Annotated in this window: 22 protein-coding genes, 2 tRNA genes and 1 pseudogene; 15 read left to right on the forward strand and 10 right to left on the reverse strand. The window is 46.0% G+C overall.

Translation table 11 applies throughout. From position 1 onward, the window contains the following. Positions 1-467: 467 nt before the first annotated feature. Positions 468-1,547 (forward strand): recombinase RecA, encoded by a 1,080-nt coding sequence (gene recA / locus H6F52_RS23110; protein ID WP_190411910.1) that lies wholly within the window; start codon positions 468-470, stop codon positions 1,545-1,547. A gap of 125 nt (positions 1,548-1,672) precedes the next feature. Here recA and H6F52_RS23115 read toward each other — a convergent pair whose 3' ends face one another. After that, positions 1,673-2,446 (reverse strand): FHA domain-containing protein, encoded by a 774-nt coding sequence (locus H6F52_RS23115; RefSeq protein WP_339380224.1) that lies wholly within the window; start codon positions 2,444-2,446, stop codon positions 1,673-1,675. 222 nt (positions 2,447-2,668) lie between these two features. Continuing rightward, the gene (locus tag H6F52_RS23120) at positions 2,669-2,965 is read right to left on the reverse strand and encodes a DUF3493 domain-containing protein (RefSeq protein WP_190430332.1); all 297 of its coding nucleotides are present in this window, start codon (positions 2,963-2,965) and stop codon (positions 2,669-2,671) included. Positions 2,966-3,120: 155 nt separating this feature from the next. Here H6F52_RS23120 and H6F52_RS23125 point away from each other — a divergent pair. The 3 genes and pseudogenes from H6F52_RS23125 (at position 3,121) to H6F52_RS23135 (ending at position 4,701) form a co-directional block, all read left to right on the forward strand. Continuing rightward, a tRNA-Thr gene (locus tag H6F52_RS23125) sits at positions 3,121-3,192 on the forward strand. A gap of 200 nt (positions 3,193-3,392) precedes the next feature. Continuing rightward, positions 3,393-4,097 (forward strand): PD-(D/E)XK nuclease family protein, encoded by a 705-nt coding sequence (locus H6F52_RS23130; RefSeq protein WP_190536854.1) that lies wholly within the window; start codon positions 3,393-3,395, stop codon positions 4,095-4,097. A gap of 117 nt (positions 4,098-4,214) precedes the next feature. Then, a pseudogene (locus tag H6F52_RS23135) lies at positions 4,215-4,701 on the forward strand (ADP-ribosylglycohydrolase family protein). Here the strand turns inward: H6F52_RS23135 and cutA are convergent. The 6 genes from cutA to H6F52_RS23165 all read right to left on the reverse strand — a co-directional run bounded on the left by cutA (position 4,692) and on the right by H6F52_RS23165 (position 10,474). Beyond that, the gene (gene cutA, locus H6F52_RS23140; protein WP_190536878.1) at positions 4,692-5,033 is read right to left on the reverse strand and encodes a divalent-cation tolerance protein CutA; all 342 of its coding nucleotides are present in this window, start codon (positions 5,031-5,033) and stop codon (positions 4,692-4,694) included. The pseudogene H6F52_RS23135 and the gene cutA overlap by 10 nt on opposite strands. Positions 5,034-5,097: 64 nt before the next feature. Then, a complete protein-coding gene (locus tag H6F52_RS23145; protein WP_190411915.1) occupies positions 5,098-6,003 on the reverse strand; it encodes a pentapeptide repeat-containing protein in 906 nt (301 codons plus the stop codon). Positions 6,004-6,538: 535 nt separating this feature from the next. Then, positions 6,539-7,594, reverse strand: coding sequence for a molybdopterin-dependent oxidoreductase (locus H6F52_RS23150; RefSeq protein ID WP_190536855.1), 1,056 nt, complete (start codon positions 7,592-7,594; stop codon positions 6,539-6,541). A 9-nt stretch (positions 7,595-7,603) separates the two neighbouring features. Continuing rightward, positions 7,604-8,602, reverse strand: coding sequence for a transposase (locus H6F52_RS23155; protein ID WP_190536856.1), 999 nt, complete (start codon positions 8,600-8,602; stop codon positions 7,604-7,606). 8 nt (positions 8,603-8,610) lie between these two features. Beyond that, positions 8,611-9,675, reverse strand: a complete 1,065-nt coding sequence (locus tag H6F52_RS23160; protein ID WP_190536857.1) for a hypothetical protein — start codon at positions 9,673-9,675, stop codon at positions 8,611-8,613. Positions 9,676-9,814: 139 nt separating this feature from the next. Next, positions 9,815-10,474 (reverse strand): Npun_F0813 family protein, encoded by a 660-nt coding sequence (locus tag H6F52_RS23165; RefSeq protein WP_190411919.1) that lies wholly within the window; start codon positions 10,472-10,474, stop codon positions 9,815-9,817. A 321-nt stretch (positions 10,475-10,795) separates the two neighbouring features. Between H6F52_RS23165 and H6F52_RS23170 the strand changes: the two genes are divergently transcribed. The 10 genes from H6F52_RS23170 (at position 10,796) to H6F52_RS23215 (ending at position 21,949) form a co-directional block, all read left to right on the forward strand. Beyond that, positions 10,796-10,869, forward strand: a tRNA-Arg gene (locus tag H6F52_RS23170). Positions 10,870-11,887: 1,018 nt separating this feature from the next. Next, positions 11,888-13,576: a Mu transposase C-terminal domain-containing protein gene (locus H6F52_RS23175; protein WP_190536858.1), complete on the forward strand. Its 1,689-nt coding sequence runs from the start codon at positions 11,888-11,890 to the stop codon at positions 13,574-13,576. Positions 13,577-13,624: 48 nt separating this feature from the next. Next, positions 13,625-14,410 carry a TniB family NTP-binding protein gene (locus H6F52_RS23180; RefSeq protein ID WP_199300688.1) on the forward strand — a complete coding sequence of 262 codons (786 nt, stop codon included), beginning with the start codon at positions 13,625-13,627 and terminating at the stop codon, positions 14,408-14,410. Next, positions 14,407-14,913, forward strand: a complete 507-nt coding sequence (locus tag H6F52_RS23185; protein ID WP_190536859.1) for a TniQ family protein — start codon at positions 14,407-14,409, stop codon at positions 14,911-14,913. Before H6F52_RS23180 ends, H6F52_RS23185 begins: the two co-directional genes overlap by 4 nt. Next, on the forward strand, positions 14,910-15,209 hold the full coding sequence (locus tag H6F52_RS23190; RefSeq protein WP_190536860.1) for a hypothetical protein: 300 nt from the start codon (positions 14,910-14,912) through the stop codon (positions 15,207-15,209). Before H6F52_RS23185 ends, H6F52_RS23190 begins: the two co-directional genes overlap by 4 nt. A 377-nt stretch (positions 15,210-15,586) precedes the next feature. Further along, positions 15,587-15,823 carry a hypothetical protein gene (locus H6F52_RS23195; RefSeq protein WP_190536861.1) on the forward strand — a complete coding sequence of 79 codons (237 nt, stop codon included), beginning with the start codon at positions 15,587-15,589 and terminating at the stop codon, positions 15,821-15,823. Positions 15,824-15,944: 121 nt separating this feature from the next. Then, positions 15,945-17,300 (forward strand): DNA cytosine methyltransferase, encoded by a 1,356-nt coding sequence (locus tag H6F52_RS23200; RefSeq protein ID WP_190536862.1) that lies wholly within the window; start codon positions 15,945-15,947, stop codon positions 17,298-17,300. A gap of 142 nt (positions 17,301-17,442) precedes the next feature. Next, positions 17,443-19,176 carry an ATP-binding protein gene (locus tag H6F52_RS23205; protein ID WP_190536863.1) on the forward strand — a complete coding sequence of 578 codons (1,734 nt, stop codon included), beginning with the start codon at positions 17,443-17,445 and terminating at the stop codon, positions 19,174-19,176. Further along, complete coding sequence (locus tag H6F52_RS23210; RefSeq protein WP_190536864.1) at positions 19,169-21,268, forward strand: hypothetical protein; 2,100 nt, start codon at positions 19,169-19,171, stop codon at positions 21,266-21,268. Before H6F52_RS23205 ends, H6F52_RS23210 begins: the two co-directional genes overlap by 8 nt. A 108-nt stretch (positions 21,269-21,376) precedes the next feature. Beyond that, positions 21,377-21,949 carry a hypothetical protein gene (locus H6F52_RS23215; protein ID WP_190536865.1) on the forward strand — a complete coding sequence of 191 codons (573 nt, stop codon included), beginning with the start codon at positions 21,377-21,379 and terminating at the stop codon, positions 21,947-21,949. A 298-nt stretch (positions 21,950-22,247) separates the two neighbouring features. Here the strand turns inward: H6F52_RS23215 and H6F52_RS23220 are convergent, their stop codons facing one another. Further along, on the reverse strand, positions 22,248-22,580 hold the full coding sequence (locus tag H6F52_RS23220; RefSeq protein WP_242034038.1) for a DUF559 domain-containing protein: 333 nt from the start codon (positions 22,578-22,580) through the stop codon (positions 22,248-22,250). Between the two features lie 39 nt (positions 22,581-22,619). On the opposite strand from H6F52_RS23220, the gene H6F52_RS23225 reads away from it, so the two are divergent. Next, positions 22,620-23,762 (forward strand): IS630 family transposase, encoded by a 1,143-nt coding sequence (locus H6F52_RS23225; RefSeq protein WP_242034039.1) that lies wholly within the window; start codon positions 22,620-22,622, stop codon positions 23,760-23,762. Positions 23,763-23,765: 3 nt separating this feature from the next. Here the strand turns inward: H6F52_RS23225 and H6F52_RS23230 are convergent, their stop codons facing one another. Then, positions 23,766-24,557, reverse strand: a complete 792-nt coding sequence (locus H6F52_RS23230; RefSeq protein WP_242034040.1) for a pentapeptide repeat-containing protein — start codon at positions 24,555-24,557, stop codon at positions 23,766-23,768. Positions 24,558-24,597: the final 40 nt, after the last annotated feature.

A 24,597-nucleotide genomic window follows, 5' to 3' on the forward strand; every position in this document is an offset into this window, starting at 1 on the left:
TTTGAACTACAATAGAGATTCCTGTCACGAGCCTAGCTAGGGGGTTCCCCCATCCGTGTAAAGCTTGATGTAAGGGCACTTGCGGCTCTCATTTGTCGCTAAAAGTGATATAATAAAATATCTGAAACTAAAATTTGTCGCTATTTGGGACAATTTTAAGTTTCGGTGCCAATCGTTGAAGTAACCCTAGTTAGTGGAAATTTCCTACTCACTTACAAAGCCAAAAACTTGGTAAACCTGAGTGGGCAAGTGGCTAAAACCAGCATTCATTTTGTATCAAAAGGCGGTGGATTCCATCGTTTCTGCCTGTGGAGGCTGTAAGGATGTCTTGTTAGACATTTCTACTATCACAACCAGCCATCGAAGCAGGAAACTCCAGTCCGCGAGGCGGAGAAGCCCACACAAAAGCAATTTTTGCTAAGTGTGAAAAAAATCTCACCACACCTGATTCTGTTCTTGAGGCATTAATGGCTATCCAAATCACGAACAATCCCGACAAGGACAAAGCCCTGAGCCTGGTGCTAAACCAAATTGAGCGCAGCTTTGGCAAAGGAGCAATTATGCGCCTAGGAGATGCCACCCGCATGAAGGTGGAAACAATTTCCACTGGAGCGCTGACCCTGGATTTAGCTTTGGGCGGTGGCTTGCCGAAGGGACGGGTGATTGAAATATATGGCCCGGAAAGTTCTGGTAAGACAACCCTCGCTTTGCACGCGATCGCTGAAGTGCAAAAATTAGGAGGAGTTGCTGCTTTTGTTGATGCTGAACACGCCCTAGATCCCGCTTACGCAGCCGTACTGGGCGTTGATATTGACAATCTTTTGGTTTCTCAACCCGACACCGGAGAAGCCGCCTTAGAAATTGTCGATCAGCTAGTTCGCTCTGCGGCAGTGGATATCGTGGTCATTGACTCGGTAGCTGCTTTGGTGCCTCGCGCTGAAATTGAAGGCGAAATGGGCGATTCCCACATGGGTTTGCAAGCCCGTTTGATGAGTCAGGCTCTTCGCAAAATTACCGGAAACATCGGTAAATCTGGTTGTACGGTCGTTTTCCTCAACCAGCTGCGACAAAAGATTGGCGTCACCTACGGCAACCCAGAAACAACCACTGGTGGTAATGCCTTAAAGTTTTACGCTTCAGTGCGCTTGGATATTCGTCGGATTCAAACGCTGAAAAAAGGCAACGAAGAGTTTGGTAACCGAGCTAAAGTTAAAGTTGCCAAAAATAAAGTCGCCCCGCCCTTCCGCGTCGCAGAGTTTGACATTATCTTTGGCAAGGGAATCTCGACATTAGGGTGTATGGTTGACCTGGCAGAACAAACTGGGGTCATTACCCGTAAAGGAGCTTGGTATAGCTACAACGGTGATAATATTGCCCAAGGCCGGGATAACAGCATTAAGTACCTGGAAGAAAACTCTGAATTAATTCAAGAAATTGAGCAAAAGGTACGTCAAAAGCTAGAGATGGGGGCAGTTGTTCCTGCCAACTCTGTCACGCGAGTTGACGCCGAAGACGAAGAGTTAGAGGAAGAACTTTTAGACGACTAAAAGCGCTGTAGGGCGGGCGACTCTACCCTATAAATCGTTTTTTGGGAAGCTTAGGGCTACTGTTACACATAAAAAAACCCGTTTTCTTATTGGAAACGGGTTTTTCGTATAAATTCTTATAAAGTTTAGTTTTGTGTGCCTGGATCGGAAATTCGTCTACTGAAAAAACGGTCTAAAATTTCTGATTGCTGAGTCGGAGTTAGCTGAGGGTCTACAGGAGATTCCAAAACTGGGACTAATGGATCTCTAATGGCAGAGGGGCCAGAGAGGAAATGTAGAGTCTCTTTTTGGCACTCGGTGTTGGGAGGCTGAACTGTTGTAGGAGAGGTAGGTGTTTCTACTTCTGTAACCGGAAGCGATTGCTCTGCATTTGTCAGGGCATTAATTTCTGCCATTAGGGTTGAAGAGACATTATCCACCATGCAGATAGTATTGCCCAGGAAAAAGGAGAAAGCCAGACCACCTAGACGAATGCGATCCCCGTCCTTGAGAAGAACACGTTTGTATACGGGTTCGCCATTAACGAAAGTCCCATTTGTACTATTCAGGTCAACCAGATAAAACCCCTGATCGTCGATATATCGAATCGCTGCATGATTGCGAGACAACCGTCTATCTGGAATCGGTAGGGCAGCTTGACGCGCCCGCCCCAGTGTCCAAATTCGCTGCGGCTGAAACAACATTTGGGTTTTAGCATCTATTAAATTTGTGACTAGATAAACTTGCTGCTCCTGCGCTACGCCTTGGATATATCGAGGTGCAATGCCACTAAGAAATTTATTGCCGCTATCTTCTAGCTTCAGAATCTCATCTAGTAAACCACGATGATGCTCATAGAGCTTAAGGAATACCTGATATAGACCCAAGCGTTGTTCTAGTTCCATGTGTTGGGATGACACTTAATCTTAGGTGAGGCTCAGCCGATGAAGTAACGCAGAACCTTATCGGCTTTCAACAAGGGAAGCCAAAGACTGCAAGAATGTCGTTAAGCCAAATAACTGAATCTAGCCTATTTTACTCGCAAGTTCTCAGGGTGCGAAATACTCACCAGATCCCTTCTTTCAAGCTTAGATTGTCTTACCCCTTAGAGGAATCCGCAAGATTACTGGAAACGATCAGCTTTATGGCTTACGTTGGGATTTTTGTTCTAGGCGAAACAGCCAAACCATCAAAGCAACTACGCCAATTTGTAGTGCTAAGTTAGGCACGGCTGAGGCAATTTCCCGACCGGAGGCTAACTTGGCAAGAAAGACCATCCCTCCGATAAAGCCAGAAGCGCCGCACGCCACATAAACAAATTGCCTAAGACCTTTGTAGGGAGTAGCAAGTTCAGCTTTTAGTTGTGCATACTGTTCAGCACTGACTTTCCGAGTGCCTTTGATGTTGCGGGTGCGATTTTTTAATTTTGGGTCTACCATCCGTCTCGATCCCCACCGACTTTAGATCCATCTTGGCATGATGGTGGTCGGCAGCAGCGGCGGCTGGTGCTATAAATTTGAACGCGATCGCATTTCTTCCAGAAATTGGGTGCAACAGTTTCTATCTAAACCTGCTACGATAGTAAATCGGCAGTGCCGGTGTAGCTCAGTGGTAGAGCATTCGATTCGTAATCGAACGGTCGGCGGTTCAAATCCGCCCATCGGCTTGAATCAAATAATGACAGCAAGAACAGGCAAGGACTTGTAAAGGTCGTCCCATCATGCGAATGGATTTGCGTTTAGTGGGGAGAGAGCAGGAACGGAATCAGCCTGAGCAAGGTGTTTAAAGAGAACGTCTCAGCCCCTGGTTGAACGTTCCATATCGGCATCTATCATGCTAACTGGTTGATTTAATAACTAGACAATAATGACGTTAAATATCAATCTGCTGCCTCATCACCGTGCTAAAACGCTGCGGGAATCTGGGAAACAATATTATGTGGATGCTAAGGGCGATCGCTTTCCTAGCGTCTCCACTATCCTCAACGCCACCAAACCGCAAGAAGATCGAGAAGCACTCTTCAACTGGCGCAACCGAGTTGGAGTAGAGGAAGCCAACCGAATTTCTGGTGCTGCTAGCCGTCGCGGTACATCCACTCACAAGCACATTCAGCGCTATCTACTGGGGGAAAATGTCGCCTGTCCAGACGCGGCTAAACCTTACTGGGATAGCATAGAGCCGGTGTTGCAAGACATTCACGAGGTAAGGCTCGTGGAAGGTTCTGTCTTCCACTACGATTTGAGTTATGCGGGTCGAGTGGATTGCGTTGCAAGTTATAAGGGCATTCCCTGCATCTGTGACTGGAAAACCGCTGATAAGCCGAAAGGGTCAGTTGAACGCCTCCGTGATAGCCCGCTTCAGTTAGCGGCTTATATGGGCGCGGTTAATAAATTTTACCAAGAGTATGGTATCCATCTGCGTCATGCCTTGCTGGTTGTAGCGGTTCCGGAAATGCCTGCTGAGGTGTTCTGGTTTGAACCAGATAATATGATGATTTACTGGCAGCAGTGGGAGCGCAGAGTTGGGGAATTTTGGCAGCGTAGAGGAACAATGACGCCTTCAAGCATCTAATTCTCCTTAAGATAATGCCATCCCTGCTAGCTCTTAAATCACTACGGACTGAATGCACGCACAGTCGCGATCGCCAACTACCCTGGAATCATCAGCAGTCCGGATAAAACACTTGAAATGAAAAGAAGCTCTAAAGTTTTAGCAGGGCTGATCGGTGCCTATGCCGGTGATGCGTTGGGTTTTCCAGTCAAATTTATTACCAAATCAATCGGTGAAGTCACCTGTAACAGAGATGATAGGTTCTGGAACTTATAATCAACCTGCTGGCACTTGGTCAGATGATAGCTCCCTTATCTTCTGCTTCGCAAAATCATGATGGATTTTCTCCGAATGTAACAGCTAACTATTTCTATCGTTGGTTGAACTGAGATTTCTGGACTCCCCACAGCGAAGTTTTTGACATTGGCAGCTCTTCTCATACCGAAGCGGTACTAAAAGCGGTGAATTTAAGTGACGATACGGATACCACTGCTGCCGTTACTGGTGGCTTAGCGGGAATTTATTACAGTATTGAAAATATTTTAGAAGAATGGATCAGCAAATTGCTAGGATTGAAGACATCCTTGACTTAGCAACACGTCTGGAAGCAGCTATCTACAGGTAATTTCTCACATTATCTGAAATCCACTGAAGGTAGGGTGGAGAGCCAGCTAAGATTGGCAAAGCAATAATTTCTGGTACTTCATAAGAGTGCAACTCTCGAATCTTGGCTTCGAGGGCGGGGAAGTGCGCTAAATCTGTTTTAATGATTAGCTGCCATTCCTCTTCTGAGTTAACCTTACCTTGCCAAGTATAGACAGAATACACTGGCATTAAGTTAACGCAAGCCGCTAGCTGGGATGCAACTAAATTTTGCGCGATCGCTTCTGCCTCTTGTCGCGAAGACGCCGTTACCAACACTACAGCGTAACGAGTTGTACCAGAATCCCGACCCATAACCTGTAACCAGTCCACAAAAAATCCCAAATCTATCAGCAATTATCAGTTAGCGTTCTCTCAACTACCCAACCATTGCTCTAACTGGTTGTTCAAAAGGTGTCACACTACCACTAACAGTTGCTTCTGAGTATGAGTTTTGGTGTTCTGATGGCAGCACAGCGCCATTCATTTGAGCATCTTCCAAGTTAGTTCCTACCAGTTTTGCCTCACTCAAATCTGCTTCACTCAAGTTTGCTCTACTCAGAATCGTCCAGCTTAAGTCTGCCCCTTCCAAAGACGCCTTTGCCAGGTTTGCTCCCCGCAGATCTGCTCCTTTCAGATTGGCCCTACGCAGTGTCGCTTGGCTGAGATCTACTGCGCTCAGGTTAGCGCCTTCCAGGTTAGCGCCACTCAATCTGGCATCATTAAGGTTGGCTCCCTCTAAATCGACTCCGCCCAGGTCTAATCCTTTTAAAAAAGCTCTTCTGAAGTTAACACCATTTAAGGAAGCGCCATACAATTTCGCGCCTGTGAGTCTCGCTTCGCACAAATTAGCCCAACTAAGGTTAACGCCACTGAGATTTGCTTCCCGCAGATTAATCCTTTGCATATTTGCTCCACAGAGATTAGCACCCCAAAGGTTAGCTACTCGAAGATTAGCACTGCTGAGATTTGCACCGCTCAGTTTGGCTCCAGGCAATTTTGACTTCACTAGAAACGCTCCACTGAGGTTCGCTTTCGTCAAGTCTGCTTCTACCAGTTTGCCTTCGCTCAGTTTGATAAAACTTAGATCGGCCCAGTTTAGGCAAGCACCCGTTAAGTCTGACTTTGTTAGGAAAGCTCGACTCAGATTAGCTCCTCTCAGGTTAGCGCCCGTGAGATTGACCCCAATGAGCGTCACTCCCCTCAAGTCACTTCCGTTGAGATCGATCCCGGCAAAGTCTCTTTGTCCGTCTTCATAAAGCTTAAGTAAATGGCTTACTTCCATAGCGCGATCGCTCCCTAGTTTATATAAACTGTTGAAGAGACTTGAAACGAATCTTACCAGGCTAAATAGCCACATTTTCTGCGGTTGTTTTTATAACATAATCTTTCTTCATTCCAGTTTTTATCTGTTATTTGCCGACGCCTTAATCAATATTTTACTTCTCTAGATTACCCTCCTTATAAGGTTCAAGTAGATGATGTAACAAATATTTTTTTATATTTTCTTAAAACTCAATAATTAAGTAATTTTTCTAATAACAATCTTCTACAAAACCTATTTTCCGTAAAAATACGGTGGTCAGTTTATCTATAAATTCCTCTAATTTTTATAGACAGGTGAAGTGTCATTCAACAATCAACATAGTTTTCTAGCGAAGATTCATCCATGACAGAGATTACTCTGCTTGGGTGTATGGGAAGACTGCCATACATCCTACACAAGCATCCGTTTCTCAAAACCTATTTTAAACAAAGACACAAGACTTCGCGTTTGTTACTGATTTCTCAATTGTCTTAAATCGCTGAAAGGCTAGCGTTTAGGCTTGCAAATTTACTTGAATTCGCAGAACGCCACTACTACCATCCATCCGATTATCATCTTTCAGTCGCTGCTGTTGGCGTAAAGACGTTGCGCGAACAAGTAAAGTATAATTTCCCGGCTGCTGGGGCATCCACAAATAACGCCAGAGCGTCCACTCATGGGCAGATGGCGGTTGATTCTGCTCGGCATTCTGCCAAATCTTACCATCGTTGGTACTTACCTCAATGGCTGTAATCGGACTAGATTTGTCCAAGGCAACACCAGCAATCAAAATGCCGCTTTCCCAACCTATTTCACCCGTGCGCCCCAAATGCACCCGATGCTGCCTGTTCCAAACGCGAGTGTTTTGTACTTGGCGCATCAGCGCATGAGTAGGAATTTCTGCGGTATTAGACCAGCCCTGACGTTCCCAAAAACCTCGCTTCTGGCTGCTGACAGCTTCAATCTCGACTAGCCATTTGGGTTGCTTCTGACCAAAGTGACCGGGAATAATGATGCGTAAAGGATAGCCATGCGACTGATTGAGAGCTTCGCCATTCATCTGGTGAACCAGTCGCACTTCTTGTCTCATGACTTCTGCAACTGGCAATGTTGTTTCGTAGGAATCAGCTCCGTGCAGCCTAAATTCTATCGCCTCTGATTTAACACCAGCTTGCTCTAGAAAAGGTAGCAAAGGGGTACCCGTCCACTGAGCGTTTCCAATCAGGTTGCCGCCAGTGGGATTGCCGATGCATTCCATTGTCAAATAGAAATTTTCCTGCGGCGCTGCCATGATGTCCTGAAAGGTCAGCGTCAGCGGCCGGACAACAGCACCCGTAACCTTTAACCGCCAGTTGTCAAGGTTAATCCTAGGCGGCAACGCATAAGATTGCACATAAAATTCGCTCAATGGCGTGAGCAGGTGTTCTGGCAGTTTTGAGTCTGGCTTGAGCAGGTCAAGCAAAAACAGCGGCTCTACGGACCCTGTTAACTGGCAGCCTGGGAGCAAGCTAGCCGCAATCAGCCCGCCGGATGTTTGTAGCAGCTGTTTGAGAACTTGACGGCGTTTCACCGCTGCCTCTTATAACGAATAAACTTGACCATCAATCAGCAAGCGAGTAATTCCCTTAGCTTGCAGTTGCGAACAAGTTTTCTGAAGCATCCTGCCATCTGGAACTTTAATCACTCGTTGGGTGCGGTTCGAGAACCTACGAGCTACCCGATGGTTATCGAAAACTGGCAGTGTTCTCTGTTGAACTTCTTGGGCAGGAATTTGTCCGAGATCGCTGAACTCTCGCAGGGGTCTAGCGATTAATTCTGCTGCTCGGTCTACAACTAAGTAGCAGGTTTTAGGAAGCACCGCGTTAGACAGCGGTAAAACTTGAACGCTAGCACGGTTTTGTCGCTTAAAGGTTCCTGCTGGAATCGGACTTTCTAGAGTTGGCGTATCATCCCAGTCGTCTTCGTCTTGGAGATCTTCTAAATCGTCGTCGTCATCCTCGTCGTCTTCTAAATCCGTCAGGTCTTCCCCCAGCATCTCTTCTATGACACTGGCTTCTGCACTGTAATTGTTATCAAGTAGATCGGGGTTGTTACTTGGTGCGGCATCCACAGCCAGCTGAAAAAGTGGCAGAGAAGAATCGATCCCAGGGAAAATTTCGGAAGGAATGTTTTCTTGCTCTTGTGCCCTCTCTTCCTCTGTAGAGACTGAGGAGCGCCTGCGACGCCTCCGTGGGGCGGTAGGGCTTGCCTCTACTGATTCCTCACTATCAATATCTGCAAACGATTCTTGAGTGTGGGGAAAGGATTCTTCGCTCTTTACCGATGCGGTCAGCGATGTTTCTACTGGCTCGTCGTCAGCTTCAGTGGCAGGTTCGGAAATTGAATGGGAGCGATTGGTTCGCTTTTGCTGGATTAGGGCTTCATATTCTGGCTCTGATAGACGACTTTTTAAAAGACGGCTAATCGTTGAATTACTGACATCATAACGACTAGCCAGGGTTGAGGTTGTCTCTCCTGGCTGTCGATACAGGTTGAGGATGTCGCGCTTATCTAATTCGGAGAGTTTTCTCACACTCATGCTACTTCCTAAGCACGTTTGCGTCCGCTACGACGGGAACGACTGGATGTATCAAATTCCAGGACAGCGCCAATGGCAAACAGGACGCCGCTGAAGACCCAAAATACTTCCAATAGTCCTCCGCTTTGATAATCATCACCAATGAACTTATCGGCGTATTTCAGCCACATATCAGCAACGTAGTATGAAAAAGCTGCCCCAGCAATCATCCGCCAAGACTGAGAGAAACGACCCCCCCAAAAGGCTAGCAATACGGTCGAGGCAACGATCAACAGAAAGATATCGCTAACAACGTAAAAAATGTTCAAAAAGGTTCCTAATGGCTCTAGAAACTTTTCTACTGATAGAACCCAGGCTGGAGCCTGATTCTCTCCAGTAGGAGCAGAGGGTTTTGCTTGTGCTGTTTTCACCACAGTAGCGGTTTTATTGACGGCTGGTGCTTTGGTGGCAGCGATCGCTTTCTTGGGTGAAGTCGCCTTCGCTATCTGTGTTGTTCCCTGTGTTGTTCCTACGGGTAAAGGTGGGGTTGCGGAGGATGCATTATTCGGGGAGGCAACCTGTAACCAGACTGCCAAGGCAATTCCGGCAACTGCGATCGCTGCAACGGTTGCCCACTGCCAAACTTCTAGATTCAGTCGCCGTGAGATGACAGCTAAAATCATTCCCCAGGCAAGAAATAAATAGGCAGGGACAAAAAACAAATCCCCAGGTGACACAATGGGTTCTTGGTGTAAAACCAGTTCCCAGTAGCAAAACAACAGGTTCCCGAGAAAATAGCACAACATCCCCAGTCCAAATCCCAGCCAGACGTTACGTCCGCTAACAATCTGGGGACTGCGCCAGTTTCTAAAACACAGCACTGCTGCGCCTAGGTAAGCTACCTCTTCAAAAATGTAAGTTCCAATCGAGTACCAAAGCGGACGCTCCTCTCCGGGTGCAGAAATGCTAAACAGCAGAAAATACAGTAGCGCTAGCACACCCCAGATTATTCCCGAAACGATTACTGTCTGTACGCTCAGAAGGGATTGTAAACCGGATACTTTTTCCGATGACTTTTCTAAAGAACTGCTCATAGTTTTTCAAAACAAGGATGCACGCAAGGTTTAATCGCAAATGCAATTCAATTAATAATCTGCTAACAAATCTCCTTTAAGAAGCGCAAGTGTCTCATCTTAATGCAAGCTTTGGCATATTTCCCAAACATTTTTTAGATTAGCGCCACAGCTTACCTAGGGGAGATTGATTTAGCCACTCCAGGAACTGAGACCGCTCTCCTGGTTGCATATCTTGTAATGTATCCTTTACTCCTTGGGCAAAGTGGGTATTGCCGAAATATTCCTTACCCAAGCGATGCAGTTCTTGTAACAAGGTGATCAGATGATGTTCCTCCCAAGGGGGAATTTGGAGGCTACTCAAAGGGTCCATTGTTAGCAAGTTTTTCACAGCTTCCGGCCCATCCGCACTGGGAAAGTGCCACTGACGGAAGACATCGCTAAGGTCTTTTTGAAATAATCCGGCTTGTCTGTTTCCTAATAGGTCTTCAACGTCTATGTAAACCGCCTGGAGCAACAAAAGGCAAGCTTGGGCGAGAGGGACAATTTTGACGTCACTACTAGCCTCCGCAGCCAGCTGATCTAGACGAATTTTGCCCCAGACGCTATACCGATCTGGCTCTTCCAGCAAAACGCAGGCTTTGCCACGGTTATCGGTAAGGTCTCGCCAAAAGGCTCTGGCTTCTTCTGCTTGATTAGCTGCAAATACACTGATCAAGCGAAAGGTTTGCCCCTGATAAGTGAGAATCGGGATCTGTTGCTCCCGCTTGGGGTGCTGAATGCTAGAAATTTCAACATCCTGCCGTTTCAGAATAAACATGACACTGGCAAATGACTCCTGACTTGGCCGGGGGCGTGGTGCGGCTAAAAAGCGATCGCCACGAAACTATATAAGGGCGCGATCCAGCCCTGGTGCTGGGATAAAATCGGACAACGCCGCGAGTGCGTCCGCGTAGCGCCTATCGCCTTGACTAATACACTATCGTATCCAAACGTCTGGGTATGTTGGTTTCTAGTTTACATTGAGCTTAAAGCTGCTTGAGCGATATATTTGGAAAGCTTTGGCTTTCTGGGTTGCTTTGCAGCACTCGGCACAGATACAATCTACGACAGAGCCAAGTTTGGCGATCCATTTTCATGTGGGTGCGTAACTCAGGTGGATAGAGTAGCTGCCTTCTAAGCAGTTTGTCGGGGGTTCGAGTCCCTCCGCACCCGTTTTAACTCAATAAAAATCCTTTTTTTCAAAAATTGGGTAATAAAGGTGCATAAGGCAGGGAAAACGCATCTAAAATGCTGGATGTCTCTCCCCGTAGGAATTTTATCAGTTGCTCAGCCTTAAGCCTAAATGCTTGAACCCCTTGTCGAGTAGGTATTTCACAGATAAGATGCGTTTGTCTTGGGGCGCAAGGCAACAACACCAGCGTAGTTATCATCATAAGGTTTATAGCTCGTGACCTGTTCTTAATACCGCCACAACCAAGTTAATTTTTGGCTATAAAGCACGATCGATTAGAATCAGCCAGATCTTTTAGGGTTAGCGACACTCTACACGAGTTTTTTTAGTATTTTTGTCAAAGCTCGATTAGAGAAATTGCGAGTCATCTATTGCTTTAGGAGCCCCTTATATTTTTGGAACCTAAGAATTATGTAAATAGGTGATAAATTGTCATTCTTGCTTGTAGGAATCTGAATTCATCAATACTGCCACAGGATTCTGCAATGTATGACGTGTATTTAGCTACTGACAAATCAAGCCGCTCATTGCTTATAGGCGATTTAATCATCCTATCTTTAGCTGCTAAAGTTTTTCATCTATAGCACCTCTAGACTCTTTAAAAGCGGTCAGAAAATAAGTTATCAGTTGCATATCTCTAGTTAGAGAGCTATGCGTGTACTCTCATGAAGAAGATACTTCCTGGATATCTAAAAGATTGGGTAGAATCTCCAGAAACATGACTTCTGAAGTAAGCTGTACAGTGACTAATTATTTGTCGTCGAGACACATTAATGTCATCGCTCGAAACTTTTTAGTGATAAGGATTTCAAAGATTTTAGCATTTTCCGTCTATTAAGCCGCTAGTGACTAATTAGATGTCATATTGGGAGAATGTGACAATTTAGTTGTCGTCTTCTGAAAATGGAGCAGTTAAGAATGTGACAAATTAAGTGTCGCCTTTTTAAAACAGCCGATATAATTACATTATGTGTTTTTAAAACATTTATTTATCCTGAAATGAAACCTGACGAGCAAGTGGCTTCTGACCCTGTTGAGGCTAATGTGATCGCTTGTGAGCTTCCAGAAGAAGCGAGACCGAAGCTGGAGGTAATGCTGAGTCTAATAGAACCGTGCGATCGCGCTACCTATGGAGAACGACTCCGAGAAGGAGCAAAGAAGCTTGGCGTTACGATGCGCTCGGTACAAAGGTTAGTTAAGGCGTATCAGGAGGAAGGACTGGCGGCTTTTACCTCAAGCCCCAGAGCTGATAAGGGCAAACATAGAATTGGTGAGTCTTGGCAGGACTTCATCATTAAGACTTACCAGCAGGGCAATAAGGGCAGTAAGCGGATGACTCCCAAGCAAGTTGCTCTGAAGGTTCAAGCAAAAGCTTCAGAGATGGGCGACAAGGAGCCACCCACTTATAAAACTGTCTTAAGAGTACTCAAGCCGCTTCAGGAAAAAGAGGCGAAAGCAAAAAGTATTCGTACTCCTGGTTGGCGGGGTTCGACGCTTTCAGTGAAAACTCGTGATGGGGATGACCTAGAAATTTCCTATAGCAACCAGGTATGGCAGTGTGACCATACCCGTGCGGATGTGTTGCTGGTGGATCAACATGGAGAACTTATTGGTCGTCCTTGGCTAACTACTGTCATTGATAGCTACTCTCGCTGCATTATGGGCATCAATTTAGGCTTTGATGCGCCTAGTTCTCAGGTAGTTGCTTTAGCCTTACGTCATGCGATTTTGCCGAAGCAATATGGCGCAGAGTACAAGCTGAACTGTGAGTGGGGGACGTATGGTAAACCAGAGTATCTCTACACGGATGGGGGTAAAGATTTTCGCTCCAATCATTTGGCAGAAATTGGGGTACAGCTAGGTTTTGTCCCTAAATTGCGAAGTCGTCCTTCTGAAGGAGGGATTGTTGAGCGTCCGTTTAAAACGTTGAATCAGTCGCTATTTTCAACGTTACCGGGTTACACGGGTTCAAATGTCCAAGAACGTCCCAAGGATGCAGAAAAAGACGCTCAGTTGACGTTGAGGGAGCTGGAACAGTTAGTCGTTCGGTTCCTTGTTGATCAGTACAACCAGAGGATTGATGCACGGATGGGCGATCAATCCCGCTATCAGCGTTGGGAGGCAGGACTTAGAAGGGTGCCGGAACTGATTTCCGAGCGCGATTTAGATACCTGCTTGATGAAAGTGACAAGGCGCACGGTGCAACGAGGTGGGCATTTGCAGTTTGAGAATGTAATGTATCGAGGCGAGTATCTGGAAGGGTATGCAGGAGAGATAGTGAGTGTCAGGTATGATCCCAGAGATATTACGACGATTTGGATTTATCGCCAAGAGAAACAGCAGGAAGTTTTCTTGACTCGCGCTCATGCTCAAGGATTGGAGACGGAGCAACTGTCTGTAGATGAAGCGAAAGCCAGTGCAAAAAGACTGCGTGATGCAGGGAAAACCGTTAGTAATCAGTCGATTTTGCTGGAGGTGATGGAGCGAGAAGCGTTTGTCGAGGGCAAGAAAACTCGCAAGCAGAGGCACAAGGAAGAGCAACTTTATAAGCAAGTTCCAGCAACGCCTGGGGTTGAAGCGGTTGAACCTGTTGAGTCAGAAGTAGACGAAGGAACTCAGACGGAATATGAATTTGCTGATATTGAAGTTTGGGACTTAGACGAATTGCGTGAGGATTATGGGTGGTAAGTGATGACTGAAGCCAAGCCAATTGCTGAAGAATAAGGGGAATTCAAAATGGATGAACAGGAGTTACAAGCAGAAATTGCTCGTCTGAACAAGAAAAGTATTGTGTCTCTAGAGCCTGTTGGCGATATACATCAGTGGTTGGATGAAAAGCGCAAAGCGCGTCAATCGTGTCGTTTAGTGGGAGCGTCACGGACGGGTAAAACTGTCGCTTGTGAAGCTTATACTTTACGCAATAAGCCCAAGCAGAAGGGACGGCAAACGCCGATTGTTTCTGTTGTTTATATTATGCCGCCATCTAAGTGTGGGCCGAAGGATTTCTTTAAGGAAATTATTGAGTGCTTGCGATATCAGGCGGTTAAGGGGACGGTATCTGATTTTCGCTCCAGGGCGATGGAGGTGTTGAAAGCCTGTGAGGTGGAGATGTTGATTATTGATGAAGCGGATCGCCTCAAGCCGGAAACATTCCCGGATGTGCGCGATATTAATGACAAGTTGGAAATTGCGGTGGTTTTGGTGGGAACCGATCGATTGGATACGGTAATTAAGCGGGATGAACAGGTTTATAACCGCTTTCGCGCTCATCGTCGGTTTGGGAAGTTGGCAGGGGAAGAGTTTAAGAAAACGGTAGCAATTTGGGAGGAAAAGATTTTGAAGTTGCCTGTCGCCTCGAATTTGACGAGTCAGGAAATGCTGCAAATCCTGATGAAGGCAACAGAGGGTTATATCGGTAGGTTGGATGAGATTTTGCGGGAAGCGGCGATTAAGTCGTTGTCTAGGGGGTTTACGAAGATTGACCAGAAGGTGTTGCAGGAGGTAGCCAAGGAGTATCCATGACGCTGGCAGATGAGCTTCAACCTTGGCTGTTTCCGGTTGAGCCGTTGGAGGGGGAGAGTTTCAGCCACTTTTTGGGCAGGTTTAGGCGGCGGAATCATTTGACTCCCAGTGCGTTAGGACAGTTGGCGAGGATTGGGGCGGTGGTGGCGCGATGGGAGCGGTTTCACCTTAATCCGTTTCCGAGTGCGAAGGAGTTGGAGGCGTTGGCGAAGGTTGTAGGAGTTAAGGCACAGAGGTTGCGGGAAATGTTGCCGCCGCAGGGTGTGGGGATGAAATGCAATACGATTCGGTTGTGTGGGGCGTGTTATGCCGAGTCACCTTGTCATCGGATGGAGTGGCAGTTTAAGTCAACACCAGGGTGTGAGACACATCAGTTGAGGTTGGTGTCGAAGTGTCCCAACTGTGAGGCGAGGTTTAAGGTTCCGGCGTTGTGGGAGAATGGCTGCTGCGATCGCTGTCGGTTGCCTTTTGAGGGGATGAATACTTCTCAGAAAGCTTATTGAGCGAAATATTTTTCAGTAGCGGTGAAAAGCGTATCGGGGTTGAGAATACAGGGGTTGCTCTTGGATATTCAGAACGCTTCTTTCACCAGCGAACAAAACGGCGGTCAAAAACGCTCAAAGCCTTATGGAAAAAAGGTTTTTCCGGCGAACAGATTTGGGTCAAAATTATTCGATTGGGAGAGGATAAGAGAGAAGCATCTTTAGCAAGAACTGTTAGCTTGCGAGATTTTGTCAAGCTTGTGACTTATGAGGCGATCGCAAGAAGATTTGAGCGATGCGAACTGCGGCGCGGGTGAGGCAATCGCAAGTGGCGATTGCTCTAGCTTGGTCTCAAACCGTCGCCCTCCAGAAGGAGGCTAGAGCGGGTGTGGGCTTGTGGTGCCGTACAGGAATAAGTAAAGCGCAGCGTTTTGCAAGGAGGCGTGGATTGGTAGCTTCACCGTCTCTTTTTTGCAACTTTGTACTTTGGGGTACCTCTCAGGTATCACTCGGGCTGTCGTATCTTCCCATCGCCCCGTCGATCGTGTCCCGTTTCCTGTCTACTTGCGCTTTAGTTATGGGTGGTTTTTGCTTGTAAATCAATTATCGTATCATGATATCATGATTTCAACAGTCCACTATATCATGGTATAGTATCGGCTATAAAGCATTGATACTCTATTGAGGTAGTGAGATGACGATATCAACAGTGCCTAGACCAAAGAAGGCAAAGCCTGACGCCTATGGTGAAGGTGTAATGAAAAAGCCTTATCAGTTCATGCTGACTGAAGAGGCTTCCGAAATGATTGACCAGATTGCGGATGAATTGGGGCTGACCCGCTCTGAAACATTGGAACGAGCTATTCGAGCAGGTGCAATAAAACTAGCTTCGGAATATCAATCCGAGATAGTTGCTGAAGGGGATGCATGATAAGCGATCGCTTATGACTGGAAACGCTACCGCGAAATGTTCGTAGATGTCTAAAAATTTTCAACCCTCAGCACCGATTAGAAGCAGATGTCGAGGGGTCGATCGACTTAGAGGTTAATCAATGACTAACATAGCAGAAACCCCACTAGCGCCCCCGCTCGTTCCCACTGGAGAAGTGCTTCTCGCCTGCCCAAAGAGGCAACTGTTTCGCCAGTTAAGCGCTCTAGAAGGGACGTTATCAAACAGTTGTACCGTAAAACTAATTTCACGTCATGCGAATATGGTTCGATCGTCAGCTAGCAAAGGCGAGTCTACGTCAGGTTCTAAATTAAGCCTAGTAGAACTATTTGCGGGTGCTGGCGGTCTTGCTCAAGGATTCCTGCAAACGGGGCATTACGACCTTATTGCCCTTACTGATATTGATACAGTTGCAAAACAGACGTTTGAATTAAACTACCCAAACCCTGATACTGAGTACATTTGCGATAATATTAAGAACCTTGGAAGACCTAGCCGACTACTTAAGAAAGCTAATGGTCGAAAAGTATCAGGCCTGTTGGGTGGGCCACCTTGCCAAGGATTTAGTTCGGCTGGATTAAGGCGACCTGATGACGAGCGCAATCAATATATTGGAGACTATGTGCGGTTTGTTACAGCCCTAAAGCCGGACTTCCTACTAATGGAGAACGTGCCGCAGGTCATATTTCATCCCCAGTTCAAAGCTCTAATCAAAGCACTGAATAAAGATTTTGAGGTTCAGTTCACTGTTTTGAATGCAGCTCAGTATGGTATTGCTCAAACTCGACACCGGGCTTTTGTCTTGGCGTTTCGTCGAGAGCTAGGCATCAAACCTGCTTTCCCTGCTCCTACTCACGCTTTTACAAGGCAGTTTGTTTTCAATTATCGCCGGCAGCGTTTAGAAAACTCGCGGTGCAAATCAGCCGATAAAGATGGCATTTTTGGTGCCGATGCTTCGGTTGTCCGTGCATTTAAAGAGATAAAGGCTAATTACCGAGGATTAGGAGAGGTAAAACCCCTAGTCAAAGTGTGGGATGCGATCGGTGATCTAGTTAATCGTAGTGCTTCCTCAGCTCCTAACCATGTTCCCCGTGTGCACCAAGACAAATTGCTAGAACTCATTGAGCGCATTCCTGAAGGTGGCGGGCTAGAGGATATTGACAGCAAGTATCACCCTAAAAGTCACTACTCTCAGGCATACGGGCGCTTGCATCGTCATGGGCTTGCACGAACCATCACAACTTGGTTTCAGAATGCTGGAAGTGGGCGCTTCATTCACCCGATCGAGCCTCGCACCCTAACAATTCGTGAGGCAGCACGCTTACAAGGGTTTAGCGATGAGTTTGTGTTCTATGGAACCCTGGGAGATCAAATGCGTTTGGTAGGCAATGCTGTCCCACCACTACTGGCTCAGGTGATTGCTGATCGCATCTGGCAGGATCTTTCTACCGTTCTCTAAGACTGTAACCATAATTAGAAACCTCTAGAGTAATTTGACTGAAATTATATAGAAAAATTACTCTAAAGCCTTGGCTTGTCATTGTTGTAACCTGTAAGGTATATTTGGTTACAGTTCAATTGTACTAAGCCTAGAGGACAAGATGCCTGAAGATCCGCAAGACAGTTCTGTATCTCAACGTCTGTTACCTAAGAGCCATTCGCGCAATGGAAAAAAGAGACGTGAGGCAACCAGCTCTGAGGTTTCGTCCGTTTCAGAATATCAAGAGCCTGAAGAAGACTCGAACGATGGGGACTATGGCGACCGTTCCTCTACTACTGACGAAAGTCTTGCAACCGGGTCAGCCTATGTTGGCACACTGATTGCCTTCGAGCAGAAACAATCTCCAAACTATCTGGAGCAACATTTTCGGATTGCCCCCCATGTCCCCTCGCCAAAACCAGGAACGATGGTTGCGGTAGAGGCTATCACTGATGATGGTCGCCATAGTCGTATTTTGGAACGTGTTACCAATGCTTGGGAGGTCAACCCCCACGAAGACGCTTTTAGCTCTAATCTGCGAGAAGTGATACCAATTCGCACAGAATATGCCGAGGAAGGCTCATCGACTGTTATCTATCGTGTTGCAGCGATCGAGCCGCTAAAGGAAGCCATTCTAGATGAGAGTGGCAACGTACTAGAGATTCGAGATGTGCAAACTTTGCCCCGTGCCGGCGCTTTCGTCTACATGGCAACTGGCGATCAGATTGTGGAAGCGTTGGGGCTAGAGGATAACCCAGATCGAGGGATTTATGTCGGAGCTTTGCGAGGTAGCGACATTTCAGTTTTCCTGAAACGCGACGTGATCCAACGTCATATGCTCATTGTTGGAGGGATTGGAACGGGTAAAAGCTACACACGTGGAGTCGTAGCCGAAGAACTCCGTATGCTGGGAGTTCCGCAGGTCAACATCGATGTTAACGGCGAAATGGTTGAGGCAGCGGAAGAGCTAGGTGGAATTAATCTTGAACCAGGTACTGACTTTCAAGTGCCCCTCAGTGCTTTGACCGCAGACGATGTAATTAACGCAATTCCGAGCTTGAACGGCAACATGGTTGATCTCGTGCGTCATGCTCATGAAGAACTGCTGAAGGCTTCTAGGAAGTCAGGCGATCATTTTCTATTGAACGATTTGCTAGACAAAATTAAAGCAGTTGGTCCGGACTTAGAGATGAGACCCGTGACCATCAATCCTGCTAAGAGTCGAACGGAGAGCCTGAGACGAATTACATATTTGGGAACTCCCTATGATTGGAAATCCGTTCTGACGCCAGGAGCCTTTATCAATATCAACTGTAAGGGACTATTGGTGTCTGACCTGCGAATTATCACGGCTGCTGTAGCTCGCGATCTCCAGCACTTGGGGCAAGCCAAAGAGTTTCCGTTTGTCGCGTTCTCAATCGATGAGTTTCACCTTGTCACCCCTGCGAACCAAGACAGTGTTGCACTTCAGGTTATACGAGAGCTTGCCCGTATTGGCCGGCACGTCCGGATTGGTTTGATTCTGACAACTCAATCCCCTCAAGACGTTGACCGTTCAATTTTGAAACGCTTGCTTACGCGATTTCTTCACGCGATCGAACCGGATCAGCTTGAAGCCTTACGAGGTGTGCTTTCTGATGCTTCAGACGATTTGGTTAAACAACTTCCCAAAATGCCTCAAGGAACTTGCATTTTGACGGGTGCTTATGAAACCATTCGCCACGCTAGTGTGATTCAGGTTCGCAAGCGCTCGACGACACATGGTGGCGCAACTCCTGACATTTGGTCAGATTTTGAGGCGGCTGGTTGGGTTGGTAAGCGTCAAATTTCACAGCCGGAGGAAACCCATGAGTAAGCCAGGGGTGGCAGAACGAGAGCGCCAAATCGTTAAGTATTTGGCAGATCAGAAGAGTGCTTCTGCCCGTGAAATTTTTGATGATGTATCAGATGTTTTGGAAGATACGGTAACTCGCGTTGCTTACTATAAGGTTCTGGATCGGATGGTGGCTGCGGGCAAGATTGAGGTGCAGTCAGAAGACCCAAAACGGGGACGTATCTACTCTCTCACACCTACCCTCAACCCAGACAATCCACTCACTCTAGACGATGTTTATGAGTATCTAGCCTACCTGCCAACGACAAAGGCGATCGCAGCGGCAGTAGATGCCCGTGACTACTATGAGGAAAACCGACGAACAATTCTTCGCCGCACGGCTCAAGCCCTTTTAGATGAAGATCCGGTCGAATTGTTTTACCGGATGTTAGTCTACATGATTCAACTGGTCGAGAAGGATTTAGAGATTGTTCGCGATCGCGAAATTGTCGATCCTTACTCGCGTCACCGATTTGATGCTGACTATAGTGACCTTGAGCAAGTAGCTTATCGAGGGTTGAGCTTACCTCATAGTGCTATTCATCTTCCAGGGCTACACAAACTTTTCCAAAGCGACGAGGAGCAATTGGTATGGGACTCAGATGAACTAAGAAAAGCTCTGCAAGAACGAGTCTTTGGAGAAAAGTTTATCTATCTTGTAGATGTAGCTTCTGAGCGAGGTTCGTCAGCACGACAACAAATTGTTGTTTCAGGCAGTGATGGTAGTATGCACGCTGGCACGCTGGCATTACAGACAGCTAAAGGCTATTTTGAAGACTTTGGTGATGTGATCACCTTTAATAACAGCACTGTTTACATCTCTCTATCTGAGATGCAGAAGAAGCATACGGGTAAACAAGAGATGATCTATGGAGCACCATTAACCCGGCAAACGCTAGATGACCCGGCGTATAAAGGGATGGTGCTTGCACAGATCATGTATCCTGACCTTGCTGAGTCAGAGTATGAACACATGACTCGCTGTGCTACGGATGTGGTGCAGTTTCGCGTGGACGAAGAAGTTTTCACTGGTAAAGCTTATGATATTCGCCCACACGGAACACAAATCCCAAAGCCACAAGTTCACATTCGCGACGGCACAATTACCCCCCAAGAGCGCGAATTTGGTCATTACAAACGCCCTGATGCCTACGGGGAAATGGTTCGTGAAGGCATTCGACGCGAACGAAGTATTTTGGAGCGAATCATGTCAGCGCGAACGAAGCCGCCAATCTTTGCAGGAGCGGTCAAGTCAACGCAGATGCGAGTATTAAGCCGTCTGGTCAACTGGTATATCTCCAAGGGATCGGCTGCAAGATTTGGCACAGCCATTGAACCTGAGTGGGATTTTTCACGAGCAGCAGCGATTAGCGACAATGCTGCGATGACTGCTTTGCTTGCTGAGTTACCGAACGACACCATTGCAGGGAGATACTATGTCACTTGTGCTTTATTGCGTCAGTTTCCGTCTCTGACCGAATATTACAACTACGACTTAAAGAAATCGTGGTTGGAGTTCTTTGAGGAAAAACGAGAACAAGCGCTGGCTGAACATGACGAACATGGTGGAACATTGCCCTACCATGCCATCATCGACCTTGCAGACGACGACTTCATCTTCATGTGCGAGAACGCTGATTTTGTCTATTTCTACATTGGTCACACGGCAGGCGATCCGCCTCCTATGGTTCCACGCTATGAATTTCTCACTTCATTGCGAGGCAAATCGTCAGATAAAGCTTCATCAGCCGTAATTGAACTGGTTTTTCGTTTAGTCGATGCAATAGATTCTGCTGGCTTGGATTACGATCGTGACCACAATTTCATGAGCAGCAAGATGTTAGTAAAAGTCTTGCCGTTCCCAATTCAGCAGGCTCATGAATATGCCAAAACACTGGGTAAAAAGCTAGAAGCTGAACTCAAATCGATTGTTATTGGTCGGTTGATTGAACTCAAAAAACTACGTTCTAGTGCCTCAGTTGTCTTGCGACCTGTTGCAATTCGAGATTACCTAGAGCGTCATAAACGTTCTTTTGAAAAAGATATTAACAAAGGCAGTGATGAGGTTCGTTAATAGTGGCAAAGTAGAAAATCGCTTGAGGAAATGGTGTTCCCGTACGCGGTAGAAACTTTAGAGGGCTATAAGTCTATACTTGCCTAAACCTTTGAAAGGAAGTTTTTTATGGGCGATATAATTCGGGCTGTTCAGGCAGAAATTTCGTTTGGAAAAGTTTCCATTGATGCTTACAAGTTGCAAAATCACAGGTTTGAGAAACGGTTTGGAGTAACAGGAGTAAGTAGAGTTTTTGGATACTCAGATCAGTGGTTTGGCACCTTCACAAAAAGAGACTCTAAGCGCCTGGAAATCTTGCGTAAAGCAGGTTTCACGGGTTCACAAATTGAGGTACGTGTTCCCAGACTTGGCAATGCACCAGGAGCATCTATTGCTAAAACTATCAGCATTAGAGATTTTAATAAGGTGATTGCTTATGAAGCACTTAAGAAAAAGAACACTAAAGCAATTATTTTACTAATTGCTTTATCTGAAGCTGGTTTAGAGCGTATTGTAAGTGACGCCTTTGACGGTGTATCCCTTGATTGGTTTGCCGAGAAAATTGTTCATTATACTCAATGGACCCCTGAGCAGCTAGAAGAAGCTTTTGCCTACAACAGAGAGGAGGTTCGAGCGCTTTATCCTTGGGCGGATGATCCAGTTGATGAGGATTGGGATGCGGATTTCCGCCTTCACTTATAAGTTCGCTCTTCTCAGCGTGAAACTTTCCTAGTAGAAGAGCGATCGCTTTTCACAGAGGGTAGAATTACAGCTCAAATAGGCGATAATTATCCAAATTTACTGAGAGGCAAGCTCCATTTAAATCATTGAAGTAATTTTAGTTAAAGCCAGAACCATAATATTGCCGCTGTTAGATGGAAGCATAAGCCTACTGTTGCAGCAAGGTTATGGGTAAAGTCGTACAGAGAGTTTTTGCGTAAGTCCTAAGGGTGTCAGAAGCATCAGTATTCTTGGCATTAGCGCTTCTAGAGACTACATCCTATTTACTCATCAGCTCAATTAATTCATTGACTACGGATTCTGGATCTTTTTGGCACAGTTTGGCATCAAATCGGTAAACTCGAATGCCGCTATGTTCAAAGAGCCTTTCTCTTTCGTGTTCCTTCGCTCGTTTCTCTGGGAAGTGCCAGTAGCCATCTATCTCCAAAATTGCCCATTTGAATCCTAGTCGAGTTGGGCAACAGACTAAAAAATCTACTTCAAAACTTCTGTGATATTTTCCTAAACGAGTTAGGTTATTTGGGCAATACAGCAATCCCCTTGCCTCAAGTACCTGCGCTACTTTAATTTCTGCCTGCGAACGGAAACGCATTTTTTCCCAACTGGAGACTTTCTGGTTGGGGTAGAGTAAATGGCAATGATTTATACCAAATCCGGTTATGTTAGGCTACTTATAATCACAAAAAAGTCAAAAATTAAACAGATGCCAAAAAAAGCGTATTTAGCAAATCATCTGGAGCCAAATGAAATTAAACAAAAGTATATAACTAATCTTGACCCAGTAGAAGCAAGGAGATGGCACGTAATCTGGCTAGTGGCATTGGGATGGACAATTAAAGATAGTGCGATAGTAGTGGGGCTAGATTATGAATATGTAAAAAAGATACTCAAAAGGTATAACGAGTTAGGAATAGAAGGAGTCAAAAATAAGAGAAAAGTCAGTCAAACTCATGTGCGAGGAAAAGCGGCATTGCTCAATCAGGAACAATTGCAGAAATTACTGACACAGCTACGTTCAAGACCATCAGATGGGGGCATCTGGACAGGACCAAAGGTAGCCAGGTGGATAGAAAAAGAAACCTATCGAGAAAAAGTAGCCAATCAGAGAGGGTGGGATTATCTAAAAAAGTGCAATTACTCCTGGCAGCAACCGAGACCGAAACATCGCGCTTGTGATGAAAAAGCTCAGGAGGAATTTAAAGTTGAGTTGCCGCTCAAAGTGAAACAACTGCAACAGCAATATCCTGGCGCTCAAATAGAAGTGTGGTTCTTTGATGAACATAGAGTTGGACTTAAACCGATACTGAGAAAAGTGTGGTCGCCCATCGGAGCAAGACCCATAGCTGTAGTACAGCATCGGTATGAGTGGGTATATGTTTATGGGTTTGTCGAACCAAAAACCGGTAGAACATATTGGTATTTAATTCCCAGAGTAAATACGAAGTGGCTGAACCTGGTATTGACAACATTTGCGACCGAGGTAGGTGCTGGTGACCAAAAAATTATTCTTTTAGTTCAAGATAGAGCTGGATGGCATACCAGCACCAAGGTTGAGTTACCAACAGCAATAATATGCGAACTTTTGCCCCCATATTCTCCAGAACTACAACCAGCAGAAAGATTATGGTCGTTAGTAGATGAACCTTTAGTTAACGAGCATTTTGAAAGTATTAATGAGTTAGAAGATGTGTTAGCTGCTCGATGCTGTGTTCTGCAACAAATGAATGATGAAATCAGAAATCTCACCAATTATCATTGGTTTAACTATGATTAATTGTTAGTAGCATAACATAACCGGATTTGGTATTAGCCCTATTGGGGCAAGAATCGTTCCCTCAAAGTTGGTGCCAGTAAGATTAGCGTCTGTGAGCTGGCATTGAGTCAGATTGGCATAACTAAGATCGGCATCTCTGAGGTCAGTTTGAGATAAATCGGCATAAGCCAAATTTGCTTCGCTCAAACAAGCCCCTCGTAAATTAGCTCCTATTAAACTCGCATTAAGAAGGCTGGCACTTTTTAAGCACGCTTGACTTAAATTCGCTGTCCAAAAACTGGCGTGATGCAGGATAGCTTCATGCAAATTTGCCTGATACAGGTTAGTTTCACACAGGTCAGCGTGGCTGAGGTCAATGCCCGTGAGGTTGGCATTGTTCAAGGTCGCCTCTACAAATATGGCCTCTCGGCATATAGCATGGCTGAGGTTGGCATTGTTTAATCTGGCACTCCATAGTTGGGCTTTCCTTAGATCAGCCTGTTCTAAATTGGCATTATCGAGTAGCGCTTCTGCCAAAATTGCATTTTTTAGGTCAGCTTGTTGGAAGTTAGCACCGATTAAGTTAGCGCCCTGAAAGTTGGCTGACCTCAAGAAGGCCGTAGCGAATTGTACCCCCTGTAAATTTATGGCTGCGAGGTTAGCCCAGCTTAAGTTAACACCACGAAAATCTGCTTGTGCCAAGTCCACTTTATAGGGATTGGCTTCAACGGGAATTTTTCTCTCTTGTTGTAAGCATTTTAGCTCAAAAGCAGTCTCGGCTTGGATGGCGCTTTCTGGTCTAGCCTCCTCGTTCATGGATGACTCTTTACTCTGAGTGTTGTGCATAACAAAGCCA

It is taken from the genome of Coleofasciculus sp. FACHB-542 (assembly GCF_014695825.1).
Classification (GTDB): Bacteria; Cyanobacteriota; Cyanobacteriia; order Cyanobacteriales; family FACHB-T130; genus FACHB-T130.

Coding starts and splice junctions, on each gene's coding strand:
- H6F52_RS23120 (WP_190430332.1), bottom strand. CDS start 2,965: ATGGTAGACCCAAAATTAAAAAATCGCACCCGCAACATCAAAGGCACT.
- H6F52_RS23130 (WP_190536854.1), top strand. CDS start 3,393: ATGACGTTAAATATCAATCTGCTGCCTCATCACCGTGCTAAAACGCTG.
- H6F52_RS23220 (WP_242034038.1), bottom strand. CDS start 22,580: ATGCGTTTCCGTTCGCAGGCAGAAATTAAAGTAGCGCAGGTACTTGAG.
- H6F52_RS23145 (WP_190411915.1), bottom strand. CDS start 6,003: ATGGAAGTAAGCCATTTACTTAAGCTTTATGAAGACGGACAAAGAGAC.
- cutA (WP_190536878.1), bottom strand. CDS start 5,033: ATGGGTCGGGATTCTGGTACAACTCGTTACGCTGTAGTGTTGGTAACG.
- recA (WP_190411910.1), top strand. CDS start 468: ATGGCTATCCAAATCACGAACAATCCCGACAAGGACAAAGCCCTGAGC.
- H6F52_RS23180 (WP_199300688.1), top strand. CDS start 13,625: ATGGATGAACAGGAGTTACAAGCAGAAATTGCTCGTCTGAACAAGAAA.
- H6F52_RS23230 (WP_242034040.1), bottom strand. CDS start 24,557: ATGAACGAGGAGGCTAGACCAGAAAGCGCCATCCAAGCCGAGACTGCT.
- H6F52_RS23155 (WP_190536856.1), bottom strand. CDS start 8,602: ATGAGTGTGAGAAAACTCTCCGAATTAGATAAGCGCGACATCCTCAAC.
- H6F52_RS23215 (WP_190536865.1), top strand. CDS start 21,377: ATGGGCGATATAATTCGGGCTGTTCAGGCAGAAATTTCGTTTGGAAAA.
- H6F52_RS23185 (WP_190536859.1), top strand. CDS start 14,407: ATGACGCTGGCAGATGAGCTTCAACCTTGGCTGTTTCCGGTTGAGCCG.
- H6F52_RS23165 (WP_190411919.1), bottom strand. CDS start 10,474: ATGTTTATTCTGAAACGGCAGGATGTTGAAATTTCTAGCATTCAGCAC.
- H6F52_RS23200 (WP_190536862.1), top strand. CDS start 15,945: ATGACTAACATAGCAGAAACCCCACTAGCGCCCCCGCTCGTTCCCACT.
- H6F52_RS23210 (WP_190536864.1), top strand. CDS start 19,169: ATGAGTAAGCCAGGGGTGGCAGAACGAGAGCGCCAAATCGTTAAGTAT.
- H6F52_RS23205 (WP_190536863.1), top strand. CDS start 17,443: ATGCCTGAAGATCCGCAAGACAGTTCTGTATCTCAACGTCTGTTACCT.
- H6F52_RS23195 (WP_190536861.1), top strand. CDS start 15,587: ATGACGATATCAACAGTGCCTAGACCAAAGAAGGCAAAGCCTGACGCC.
- H6F52_RS23175 (WP_190536858.1), top strand. CDS start 11,888: ATGAAACCTGACGAGCAAGTGGCTTCTGACCCTGTTGAGGCTAATGTG.
- H6F52_RS23225 (WP_242034039.1), top strand. CDS start 22,620: ATGGCAATGATTTATACCAAATCCGGTTATGTTAGGCTACTTATAATC.
- H6F52_RS23160 (WP_190536857.1), bottom strand. CDS start 9,675: ATGAGCAGTTCTTTAGAAAAGTCATCGGAAAAAGTATCCGGTTTACAA.